9 protein-coding genes are annotated in these 12,690 nt (G+C 37.8%); 1 reads left to right on the top strand and 8 read right to left on the bottom strand.

Translation table 11 applies throughout. The features are described 5' to 3' along the window. Window positions 1–15: 15 nt before the first annotated feature. Entirely contained in the window at window positions 16–543 is a 528-nt protein-coding gene (locus AA0Y26_RS09605) for a restriction endonuclease (protein ID WP_413367323.1), read from the bottom strand. 158 nt (window positions 544–701) lie between these two features. Between AA0Y26_RS09605 and AA0Y26_RS09600 the strand changes: the two genes are divergently transcribed. Continuing rightward, window positions 702–1,265, top strand: a complete 564-nt coding sequence (locus tag AA0Y26_RS09600) for an NUDIX hydrolase (RefSeq protein WP_413367321.1) — start codon at window positions 702–704, stop codon at window positions 1,263–1,265. A 65-nt stretch (window positions 1,266–1,330) separates the two neighbouring features. Here the strand turns inward: AA0Y26_RS09600 and AA0Y26_RS09595 are convergent, their stop codons facing one another. From AA0Y26_RS09595 to AA0Y26_RS09565, 7 genes are all read right to left on the bottom strand, one after another. Further along, window positions 1,331–1,636: a hypothetical protein gene (locus tag AA0Y26_RS09595; protein ID WP_413367319.1), complete on the bottom strand. Its 306-nt coding sequence runs from the start codon at window positions 1,634–1,636 to the stop codon at window positions 1,331–1,333. 94 nt (window positions 1,637–1,730) lie between these two features. Then, the gene (locus tag AA0Y26_RS09590) at window positions 1,731–2,489 is read right to left on the bottom strand and encodes an ABC transporter ATP-binding protein (protein ID WP_413367317.1); all 759 of its coding nucleotides are present in this window, start codon (window positions 2,487–2,489) and stop codon (window positions 1,731–1,733) included. Window positions 2,490–2,493: 4 nt separating this feature from the next. Further along, the gene (locus AA0Y26_RS09585) at window positions 2,494–4,812 is read right to left on the bottom strand and encodes an ABC transporter permease (RefSeq protein WP_413367315.1); all 2,319 of its coding nucleotides are present in this window, start codon (window positions 4,810–4,812) and stop codon (window positions 2,494–2,496) included. 150 nt (window positions 4,813–4,962) lie between these two features. Further along, window positions 4,963–5,589 carry a TetR/AcrR family transcriptional regulator gene (locus tag AA0Y26_RS09580; protein ID WP_413367313.1) on the bottom strand — a complete coding sequence of 209 codons (627 nt, stop codon included), beginning with the start codon at window positions 5,587–5,589 and terminating at the stop codon, window positions 4,963–4,965. Between the two features lie 685 nt (window positions 5,590–6,274). Continuing rightward, window positions 6,275–6,730 carry a very short patch repair endonuclease gene (locus tag AA0Y26_RS09575; RefSeq protein WP_413367311.1) on the bottom strand — a complete coding sequence of 152 codons (456 nt, stop codon included), beginning with the start codon at window positions 6,728–6,730 and terminating at the stop codon, window positions 6,275–6,277. Between the two features lie 159 nt (window positions 6,731–6,889). After that, the gene (locus tag AA0Y26_RS09570) at window positions 6,890–9,547 is read right to left on the bottom strand and encodes a hypothetical protein (protein WP_413367309.1); all 2,658 of its coding nucleotides are present in this window, start codon (window positions 9,545–9,547) and stop codon (window positions 6,890–6,892) included. After that, window positions 9,534–12,650, bottom strand: a complete 3,117-nt coding sequence (locus AA0Y26_RS09565) for a UvrD-helicase domain-containing protein (protein WP_413367307.1) — start codon at window positions 12,648–12,650, stop codon at window positions 9,534–9,536. The genes AA0Y26_RS09570 and AA0Y26_RS09565 overlap by 14 nt, the downstream gene beginning before the upstream one ends. Between the last annotated feature and the right edge of the window lie 40 nt (window positions 12,651–12,690).

Here is a 12,690-nt window from a genome sequence, read left to right as displayed (position 1 = left end):
TCATCATTGCAAGCATTACGAAACTTTAGCCTGCGCATCCTTCTCCTGTATCATCCACGTAATCAATTCATCCCGGTCGATTAAACGGACTTGATTGGATTTAGCTAGGTTCACCGCCTGCTGGGTATAATAATTATTTGTAATGACCCAGCATGCCGAAGCTTGATAGTGCCCTTTTGCAGAAACGATTTCCTGTACTGCCCGAACGCCTACTTTCTTTTTATAGCGCTTTGCCTGCACAACTATTCTTTCATTATTTTTTGTTAAAATGAGATCTGCCCCGTAGTCTCCGGCTGCCGGCGTCATTTGTACCGCAAATCCCTGCATTTTTAGTAAGCTTTTTAAGTAATTTTCAAAAGTAATACCGCTCATCTCATCCACTTCAAAAATGCCTGACCTCCTAAGTTTCTTCTCTTTTTGCTTTTCAGCATAGATTTTAATGGCTTGAACAATAATTAAAATGAAAACGACGATGAAAATGTAATGTAGATTCGGCTTAATCACCTGCCAAAATGATTCTACGATAACTAGTAATAAATCCATGCCTGCCTCCTGTAATTATTTATTTGCACTAAAATGGAAAATTTTATATATTATAGAATAAATTAAAGTTGCAGACAAGTTTCAAAAGGATTTTATACTACCTGCAAACCCTATTCAGTAAGGTGTTCGTACGTCTATTTAACCCTTAGGAGAAAATTATGAAGAAATGGAAAACACTAAAAACCGAATATATACATAAGTCGCCGTTTGGAAATATTCGAAAAGATATATGTGAACATCCTAATGGAATAGTAATTGATGATTATTATGTAAATGAATATGCAGATTGGGTGAATGCTGTTGTGCTGACAAAGGATAATCAAATGGTACTTGTAGAACAGTATAGATATGCAGGCGCGGACTTTTTCCTGGAAGTACCTGCCGGAAAGATAGAAGGAAATGAAACTCCTGAGGAAGGTTTAATAAGGGAGATCAGAGAAGAGACAGGCTTTATTTCTTCGAAGCAGCCCATTCTTTTGGGCGAATTCATGGTCAACCCAGCTACACAAACTAACAAAGTCAAAACCTACCTGCTGTTAGATGCCTATAAAGAATTTAAGCAAGCCCTTGATTCGACCGAAGAAATCTCCGTAAAATTGGTGGATTTTGATGACTTCGGCACACTTATGAAAACCAATAACATCAATACCCAGCTATTCACTGCTAATGCCTATTATATGGCACGGCATTATTTGACGGAACGATCGAGAACAGGGTCGTAATTATGTAAAAGCCGGGCCACACTATACGTTAATGCATTTCTTTGGAAAGCAAATGCCTTTAATGCTTACGGTGAGTTTTTTTCAGCTATAGTAATACCATCAAAGAGTGGACCATTTTCAATGTAAATTCCTTCTTCTGCTATGTCTAGCATAACTTCCGTAAGGAAAATAAATGAGTGCCCTCTTCCGGCTATATTATATACGCCATTTTCTAATTCACCGTAAGCAAGACTGTCAGGTAGGAGTAGATCTTCTACCCAGTAAAATCCTTCTTCATTACAAGGGATAAAAATCATTGAGGGCAGCCAAAATGGGTAACTTACCAGCAAAATGCAGTGTCCGTTCACCTCAGGGACTGCTGAATCCAGCAAAAGTTAATTGGTCAACCTGCTGGTATACCTGGATCTTTAGATTTATTTAAAAATTTACATTCACTTCTTCCCAACGCATCTCGTAGCACAAGAATTATATGCCTAATTCGATCATTTTCTTTGTAACTTTCTCGATTCTCGCATCCATATCGGTCTCCTCATATTTTGAGAGTTTCTGCTCGCTGACGATTTTTCCGTCACGCATAAACAGAATACGCTCTGTCCGTGCGGCAACCTTTGCGTCGTGAGTGACAAGCAGAATTGTCGTGCCTTCCTCGTTAATTTCAGAAAATATATTCAAAATTTCCTGTGCAGATTTTGAATTGAGGGCTCCGGTAGGCTCATCTCCAAAAATGATGTTCGGATTGTTCATAAGTGCTCTGCATATCCCCGCCCGCTGCAGTTGACCTCCTGAAACCTGTGTAATATTATGTTTTTCAAGTTCTTCAATGCCGACTTGTTTCATCAGCGCTCTTGCCTTCTCTGAAATTTTGGCGGCATTTTTTCTGTTGTCACGCATCACAGGAAGAATAATATTATCGATAATATTTAAATTTTTCAGCATCGTAGGCTGCTGAAAAACAAATCCCATTTTTGTTCTACGTATGTCTGACAGCTCATTTTCTCCCATTACAGATAACTCCCTGTCTTCAAAAAAGACCTTTCCGCTATTAACCTGATCCATTCCACTTAGTGCAAACATCAGCGTTGATTTTCCTGACCCAGACGGCCCCATGATCGCAACGAATTCGCCTTCGTTTATTTCAATAGAAACTTCATCGAGAACATTCCGCTGTTCCTTTCTTTCTCCGAACGATTTTGTTATGCGGTCACCGATAATCATCTTCTTCATCTGCCTACCCCTTTATATGAGCTGAAATTTTAATTTGGCCTGCTCCCGATGTGCCGCCTATTGTTGCGATGAGTACCGCACATACCATCAGCAGCGGACAAAGGAAATACGCCGACAGTGGATTAACCGTAAACTGAAACGAATCCGCTCCAAACGAGGAGATAACTGCCCCCGCAAGCACTTCTCCGAGAGTGTTTGCCAGAAGCGTGCCTAGAACAATTCCGATAATCAGAACGAATACTGATCGTGAAATATACTGCAGCTTGATATCTGATTTTGTAAAACCTAGTGCTTTCATTAGTGCAATGGCGGCTCTGTCCTTTACAGTAAGCATTTTCATAAATAACAGTGTAATCAGCACTGTAATAATGAGTGAAACGACAATTGCCGCGTAGGACGCCGTTTCGACAGAACGTATAGTTGAGCCGAATGTCTGTGTAACAAATTCAGTAACATCTGAAACTTTTGCATAGCTAAACTTACTTGCGTATTCGGAAACTTTATCATCGATAATAGATGTATCCGACAGTTCAGCATTGATTATACTCCACATGATCTCTGCCGAATTATCGGTGAAGACAGCCTTTGCAGTTTTACCGCCATTGGTAATGTCAGAATAGATCCCGCTTACCGAAAAGTCTTTCTCCTCTCCTTCAACCACTAATGTAATGGCATCGCCTACCTTTTTATTCATTTCATCGGCGTTTATCGATGAGAGGGCGATTTCGTTTTCGTTAACCGGGGCTTTTCCCTGAGAATATGCAATAGGAAACGCATAATGATCACCTAGTTCGACTTTTAGATTCTCTTCCGTTCCGTCTTCCATTTTGGCCCTGAATATTTTGGTTGTCAGAACAGCATAATTTGAAATGGTACGGTCATGACCTATTTCCCTTAAAATTTCGTTAGTTTTTTCAGCGAGATTTTGGGTCTGCTGTATGTCAATACGCAGATCGTAATCACCGATACCCATATATTGTGTGAAACTTTTTGAGGATATCGTATGATGCAAATTTTGCGGAACAATCATGATAAATGAGGAAACCACCAACACTGCAAGCATTGTGGCGTAAAGCTTCTTCCGTTGGAGAACGTCTTTAATCCCAAGAAAAACATTGGTGTTAAATAACCGATTCTTACTTAAGGTAAAACGCTTTGCGCTTGAGCTCTTTTCCTGTGAAGTACCAAAACGAATCGCCTCCACGACGGATATTTTTCTAAAATGTTTCAGTACGCTATTTACATAAAGAAGAATAGAAATTGATACCATCAGTGTACCGATGATTCCGAAAAGAAGTGCAAAAGAAGCGTTTTCGGCTTCCCCCATATAAAGGCGTATATTTTCAAGCAGTATGCCTTTAAACATATATGAAAGCCCCAAACCGAGTACACTGCCCACCGCAGCAATCGCTACATATTTTACGAAATAAATCCTTTTTATATCGGAAATGCGTAGTCCTATTGCTTTCATCACACCAATTTCGCGGTAGTCATCTTCCATTTTCGAAAGGAGCGTAAAGCGAATACAGATCAATGCGATTGCTACGACAAATGCGCTCACAAAGAGTATCACTGCAATCATCATTCCATCTGAAAGTGCATTCATCATTTTGAAAAGCGTATAGGTAACTGTTGGACCGTTCGCCTCTAGCTCTGCGGCAGCATAAGCAGTTTCAAATTCGCCAAGTGCAGACAAGTCTTTTAATCTGAACTCAATCAGATATTCTATACTACCTAGATTTTTTATTTTGTCGTAATCATTTTCACTGACAAGGAATCTCTTTGAAGCGGCGAGCGTAGAATTCATCTGCGAATCGCGAAGAAATCCCGTAACGACGAATTCATGACCGTTTATGGCTGCCTTGTCACCGATCTTTGTGATATTTTCCCTCATATAGCTTATGGGAACATAAAGCTCACCTTCGGATACATTTATAATATTTCCGTCAAGATCAAGAAGGTAATCGAATTTTTCACTCTGTACGCTAAAACCGTTATCCTGAACACTATCCGCTAATGAATTTTCACCAAGTATAATCCGTGTACCGTCGACATTGAGAAATTCAATGACCTGAAATTCCTCCACATTGCTATGCTGCTCTGCAAAAGATGTAAGCCGGGCCCTATCAATTTCCCCCGAATGCATCTGCAGAAAATGGGGAGTTTTAGCTTTTGTCATAAGAGTATCCAGTGCACCTGAAAGATTAATGGTTAGTATCGCCGCCAGCGATACAAGCATAGCTGCGGCAGCGACAAATAGAATAGTTATCAACGTAATCATTTTATTCTTTAAAATGTCATTGCCTATTATTCTGAAATACATACGTCACCTCTGTTTTCAAATTCGCTAACCAATTTTACATTATGAAAAATTGCGGAAGGCATACATTCCAGCATCCTCTTGATGTCCTCTTTTGTCTGTGCAAAAACATACCCCATTCATTACTGCGGCTATAGAAGAATTTTTTCCAAGCTAGTCATTGCCAGTAAACATTTGGATAACGGACATAAGACTTCCCCTTTCAACATCCAGCAGTCTTTCTACGTTGAAAATAAACGCCTGTATGCGGGTGGCACGTTCCTCGTCTGTCATTTGAACCATATCGTCATCAAAAACAGTATTCGCATATGTCACCACCATTTCCATGCATTCATACGGGTATGGTGTGCTGAACACTCCTTGTTCAATGCCCTCACAGATGATTTCCGATAATATAGGCGTAAGGCCGTTGATGATGATTTTTTGTATTTTCTGATGCATAAGCGCATTTTGAGGTCGATGAATGTGCTCCATAATTTCCTCGCTGCTTCCGCTGTTTAGTTTCATTGACATGACCACACGGATAATACGATCGACTAAGGGTATGGTTTTGTCTGCGGCAACTTCCTTCGCTGCACCTAAAAGCCGGTCGCTATAACGCCCAATCAACGCATCCATAATCTCCTCCTTTGATTTGAAATGATGATATAACGTTCCTCGCGCAATCCCTACCTTTTCGAGGATATCGTTTGTACTTGTACCGTCAAAGCCCTTCTTACCGAAAAGCTCATCTGCTGCGTCAAGGATTTCGTTTTTGCGTTCTTCTGCTTCTTTTCTCATTTTCTCCCCCTATACAGACCGATTGCCTGTCGGTAAAATTGTAACACTCTTCATAAATTTGTCAACTTTATTTTTATTAGTTAATTTTTAACATTATATGATTAACTACAGATTGGTTTAAAACCATACAGCGGCAAAATTTCAGCCTCATAAATCAAGCTGTAACGAAGCGCCTGTAAAGAATAGATGACAATGTCAGTTCAATCAACATGATCAATTAGCCGTTGCACAATTCGCCAATTAAGCGCACTTTACTTCTCTTGAGCCTAGAGGGTATGTATACCGTTCAACAACCTAAGCCTTCACGGAACGTTGGGCTATTCAACATCTACGGAATTCAAGCAACAGCCCCTATCATTGTTGTCCAGTGTAGGGTTGACATTCCAAGTATCCCTAATATGGAGGGACAGATTTTTATAATACCATCCTCATTTCAAGTATGTGCACTTTGCTAAACTGTATATATACTGCATTCAGTTATTTGCTTTTGTTATATGTTACTCGATTTTCAAAAAGCATAATAGACTCTATTCTGGTGCCGGCACCCTGTGGCTGTACTCTTTGTCTCCTACTGTGATAATATTTAAAATTTCATCACGAACCAGTATATGGTATGCAGGCGTAAAAAACTATAGCCGGACCTCCGTTCTTTTAATTAAATCTAATAAAAAAATATCTCCCAGGGTTATCTTTTATTTTGAAATTGGAATATTTTCTGCTCACTTTCCTGCAGCCTGACATTATCTATAAAACCTGCAATATCTTCCACAGCCTTATGGAAGTTCTCTTTAAACTCATGTTCCCACACTCTTTTTACATGCCAGCCTTTATTAATATAATATTCATTAACCTCCTGATCACGCTGCTGGTTGCGCAGGAGTTTTTTATCCCAGAATTCCTGGTTGCTTTTCGGCCTGTTGCCATGCACGGGACAGACATGCCAGAAGCATGAATCTATGAAAATAACAACTTTATATTTTTTTATGGAGATATCAGGTTTTCCAAAGAGATTTTTTGTATTTTTTCTAAATCTATAGCCTTTGTTCCATAACTCCTTCGTTACGGCATTTTCCAGCTTCGACTGGGAACGTATGGCTCTCATATTCTTGAGGCGGTCTTCAGGTGATAAATTATCTGCCATATGTTTCACTCCTCACAGCTTTTTTCTTATAGTTCCCCATTAGAAAAAAAATAAGCGGCAGCTATGACTTTAACAAGCAGTTTATCGTTTTCTCATGAAAAAAACAGATCCTTATTAAACAATAAGAATCTGCTTTCAATAGGAACTTAATATGAAATATTACTTCATATGAAGATTCGATTCAGCACAAATAAACTGGAATGTACAATACTTACAATTTTCACCGGGACGTGTAAATGGAACACCGTTAACATTTTCTTCTCCAGTTTTTCTTATTTCCCCTTTAGACCGGGATCCAAATAAATTTAAACCTGTTCGAGTAAAATACTCTTCGCTTTCATCTAGAATTGTATTCTCTTGCCGGAATACTCCAGGATTGTTTTGAGCATATTCTATAGCAGCAGTTTGATATACAGTTTTTTTAGTTTCTGACCAGTGGGGAAACCAGCTTCTATACTCCTCCAATCTATCCTGCAGTTTCAGCCTGGCCTGATCGTGTGAAATCAGCTGCTGGTATAAGAAAGGCTCATGAAATCCTTCATAAAATACCGGGCGCCGGTCAAGTAAGAAAGAATACACGAAACGCTTGGGACACCGGTTAAACACCCTGCCAGGGAGTTTTTCATATAAACGCTTATTAAACTTTACATTTTTCTCAAAATAATCTGTTTTATCTTCATTTTTCAGTAAATCATTTAATTGTTTATCAGAGCCTTTAATTAACGTTAAAAAATTCAAATAGAAGGAGCGTTTTAAATGTTTCCTCTCATCAAGGCGCCTAACAATTGAAAAGTTTACTTTTACTGCATTAGTCATAATAAGATAAAACTGATAGCACGCAATTTCAACCTCAAGCTCTTTCCGCAGCTGTAATTGATGCAGATAAATATTATCATTACAAAGATGTTCGAAAGAATCCTTTGAAAGCGGCCAGATGTTAAACGACTGTGAAGCCGGGAATGCTTCATTATCCATAAACCCGAAATGTACTACACGATTGTCTTCAAATTGGAGACCATCACTATTTAATAATGAATTAATTACATCGGTTGTATTGTAATTGGTATAACCATGTAAATCTGTTTCATATTCATTTTCTACTTCTGCATTTTGAGCTAAAAAATACTGCAGGCCCTGCATTAAGTCTTTACGGTCCAGATTATTTAATGTATCACTTTTCAGGTCTTTCAATACTGAAAGAATATTTTCAGCTATCTCTCTGTCAAGCTCTTCTGAAAGAGAGGGAGTAATGTAATTGGTTATATGCCCCTCCAGGATTTCTACGTATTGAGAAATATTAATTTCTGTCCCTTGGAAGAGCAGTTCAAATAAGTCCTTAATCTTCAGGATACCATCTTTCACGAAAAGCAGTTCTTCATGTGTACTATAAAAATATCCAATTACTTCATGATAAAATGAATACATACGATGTTCATCATTTCTATACGAATATTTATTTTCTGATACATGCTCGGCTTGTTTTTTTTGCACAATCAGTTTATCAATACATGTAGTCCATTCGCTGAAAGTTGTAAAGGAGTTAGTGATTTCACGAAGCAAATCCAGTGTACGCATGGCTTTCTGGACATTTACACCATCTACAAATAGATAGCCTGAAGCAAAAATCTCCCTCAACAGTGTATAGTTAACATTTTCCGAATCGATATACTGTGCAGATGCGGTATCAAATTTTCTCCTATTGATACGATGTATATTTACTAAAAAGGACCCCAGGGGATGTTCGGATAACTTTTTATGCTCAGCTTGCTCAATAGGAGCCAGATATTCTTTGACCTCCCCAGCCCGTGGTGAGACATAACGTTCGTCATTAGCTTCGGTATACCTCCTGAATTGCTGAAGGTTATGAAATTCAAAATAGTTTACCTTTTTTATATCCTGCTCATCTGTTGCCATATCCCCTGCTGTAAAAGATCCATTAATTGCACATAAAAACTCTCCCGCATGATAATTAACCGGATAAGGATGCTGCATTGCCCGAATATAACCATGCTGCTGAATCTGTAAAAATTGTTCAACTGTTTGAAAGCCATGGGCGTAGCCGGGCTGATAATTAATAACATGGAGGATATCAAATTTCCGGCTTAAAATATCAAATAGACGCTTCTGAACCGGTAAAAGGAAGTAGAAGCCATGTAAGACAAGAATACTCTTTTTTCCCTGCCTTATACGTTTATAAACAATGTCATATGCCGGCTCATTAGGTGGAATATTAGCTTTTATACGCTTTTGTTCATCCTTTATGAAATCTTCAAATAAATTCCTTAAAGTAGTACGAAATTCACGCTTTGGTGAAAGGCTGAGATTTTGAAACCAGTTGTGGATGTCAGAATATGCGCTGTCATTTTCCACCGCTTTCCATAATTCTAAAAAGATATGTTCCTGCTGAGACATAATTGGCAGCTTGTCACGTACCATTGCACTTGTATAACCGGTCTCACACAACAGCCGGATTGTTTTTAATAACAGTTCCTGATTTTTATCAACTGCACCAAACAGTTTACTATTAATTTCTGACTTTTCCGCAGATAAAACACGCAGCTCCTTCGAAAGCAGTGTAAATTGTTTTAAACTTGTTTTACTTTTTGTCCAATTCCCTCCCACATATTTCATTAACTCTGCAAAGGATATAACCGGACCAGTAATCCAGCGGTTTAAACTGCTGTTACTTTTCATCATCCCTGTTTTTAGTGAATTAGTCGCTGTAATATGAATAGCATCTCTATAAGCAGTGAACGTGCTGTTTGGATTAAAAAGCTCCTCGGCATTTGTATAAATTAAATTCTTATAACCAGGCATTTTTATTCTCCTTGAGTAGCAATAATTCCGCCCATGTATTTTGGGGGGCTGTTTTCTTTTTATTGTTTGACAATCCGTAAAAAATTAAGGATTGTTGTGCACGTGTCATCGCAACATATAAAATACGTGTTTCTTCACAGCGCTGTTCTTTAACTTCCTCCGTGCGTAATATCTGGTAATTTGAGGATATATTATTAAACCCGCTTCTTTCATCATAATATTTCCAGCCGAACTGCAGTTCATCTTTCTCATTAATTTGGACAATGAGCTCCTGTTTAACAGTATCTTCTGAACGAAGAAATGGATTATTCGGATAAGGAATAATTACTGTATGAAACTGAAGACCCTTCGCTTTGTGAACTGTCATTACACGAACAAAATTGTCGTTAAAAGATGAGTCTTCAATCTCTGCTTCATCACTTGTACGGTTCGTATTAATTTGAAGCTTCAGCCAATCATATACTTGGATCAGAGTAGCTTTATTATTAAACTGCATATAAATTTCAGTAATTATTTTTTCTAAGTTTAATCCATACTTTAATATATTACTTTCTTCCATACCTTTTTTACTCAAGTTCGCCGTGTAGTTACTTTTATTAATAAACTCCTGCAGAACCGGTAAAAATGGTTTTTCCTTCATTTGTTCTACTGCATTAGACCAAGCTTCCGGTATATTAAAAGAGAAATTCCCGGCACTAATAAATTTCATTCGGGAATTTTCCGATGCTTTTTCCAGTGTAAAGCTAAGTGGCTTTTTCTTATAACAAAAAGCTGTTTCACTTAAAGAAAATAATGCCTGATCGCAGGCAGGACCTTCACTTTTCAAATAGAGCCAGGAATTGAGCAGAATCCCTAAATCACGCGCAGCTTTTGAAACATATAAAGTCCCTTCCGTACGCACTTCATATTCAGGAGCATCTTCAGCAATTTTCAACATTTCCCCAACTTTTTCGGCTTCATGATTACTACGTACTAGTACCGCTAAAACATTAGGTTTGCCTTTATCTTCTTTCTTTGGCAGGAGTGCAAAATCTTTTAGCAGGTGATTAATTGTAAACTTTTCCTCATTTGATTTATAAATATGTTTTTTATCCATATAATTTTTTTGATATGAATACATAGGGTTCTCCTTAGAAGGGAGAAGTCCCCTTTTTCTCCAATGTTCAAAGCGGCTTTCCATCTCTTCTATTAATTCTTTGGAGGATCTAAAGTTTTCTGTTAAGTGGTATGTTTTCAACTCTTTTCCTGGAAATCCCTTCAGATAGTCATTCAGCACAGAGAAAGCGGTGGAATCAGCTCCCCGGAAACGATACACACTCTGCTTAGTGTCACCGACTACAGTTAAATAGAGTTCAGCCTGAGCAGCTATTGTCGCAATAAACTGAATTTGTGCGATATCCGTGTCCTGAAACTCATCAACCAGCAGATATTTATAACTTTTATTTAATTCTTGTAATGGGACCTGTTGAGCAATAAGAAGCTTTAAGAACCTTGTTAAATCGGCAACAGTTAAAAAATCTTCCTCAAACTTTAATGCTGTTAACTCCTGATCGGCCTGTTTTAAAATATTTGTTACAGCCCGTTTTAATATATCATCATCGTTATTGTGCTGCAGATACTTTTCCAGTTCCTGCTCCACAACCCCTTTTTGATTAAATTTATCCCACACATTTTCCAGAAAACGAATAATGTTATAATAATCCAATTTACCAAAAGGATTATAACTATAATGCGCTATCGTCCGATCCAAGTACTTTTCTAGAATCTCCCTTCGCTTTACGACCATTTCAGTAATATTTATATTCGCGGATAAGCCAAGATAGTGTGAAAATTGTTTTATAATTTCTTTAGCAAATGCCGGTATTGTTAAAATCTTCATAAAGCTTACCTGCTGCAGATATTTATAATGAACTTCATTACCTGTTGTACGGTACAGCTCTTCCAGACGCTCCTCCAAAGCTTCTTTCATATTACTTGCTGCTTCGTTTGTAAATGTAATCATTACAATTTCCTGCAAGCTTTCAATTTGTCCGGTAAAGAGTAAATATAAAATCCGGGAAACAAGTGTTGTAGTCTTACCGCTTCCTGCTCCTGCATTTACTGCAATATTAAGTTTCGAATCAGCATGTTCAATTCTGTATTGATTGAGGTTAAAATTATCTATATTTCTACTGTATTTCTCTAAATACTGTAAACCTTCCTTCTGACCTATACATTGACCATTTAATGTATAATTTATTCCGTCAACGGCAGTAAAAGTATCTCCTCTTTGCTCCCCGTATGAAGCAAAGACTTTTTTCCCTTGTTTACGCAAAGCCTCCATATATTCCTCTATATCTGTATTACAGTTGCCTATATAAACATAAGAGTACTTTACATGGAGGTTATTTATTGCTGCTGCCTGGGGAGCAGTATCCGGCAGTAATGTGAAAGTATCGCCGTATTTTTCCTTCATTAATTCTTCCATAGTATTTTCTTTCTTTGAACTTTCCCCCAAATATTGTGCCAGTCGAACAGCATCATTTTCGCCGTATAAATGGATTTCTGATCCGTCACTGCCCGTAATAGTTTTTTTATTTTCAGGATAATCACGCAGATTATATAGGCACAGCTCATAGCCAAGCTGTAGTTTTTCAATTGATCTTTCCTTTGATAATTTGTAGTTTTCGTCACCGCTGAATAATTGGATACCCATAACCTTACCATTTTTACGAAGTAATAAATCTGTCTTTGCTTCTAAATCATAGATATAATCCATTCTCACATCATCAAAGAGACCGGATTCTTTTAAAATAAAATAAAAATGCAAATCTGTAACTAAAGCCTTGTACGCATTGTTTGCATGATATTGAAGCGCTGTCCTATTTACAGGGCGCGTTAGATGTTTCTTCAAGTAATAACTTTCGTATTCTTCTACGCTGGGGAGACACTTAAGCTCTCCCATTAAACTATATAATTCTTTGTTGAATAACGGGAGATTGCGGGCATATACACCCGCTTTATTATAAGGATATTCTACCTGCCTGTATGAACCCGAAAGAGCTTTTTCAATTTCTACTGCTGACTTAAGATATAAAAGGATGCTTTGCAGATCAAAATTCATTTTAATTCCACCTTAAAAATGACTCAAGTTATCTAATTAT

The organism is Lysinibacillus canaveralius, from assembly GCF_047301505.1.
Taxonomy (GTDB): Bacteria; Bacillota; Bacilli; order Bacillales_A; family Planococcaceae; genus Lysinibacillus_B.
The sequence above is the reverse complement of the archived record's forward strand: the minus strand, read 5'-3'. Positions and strand labels throughout refer to the sequence as shown.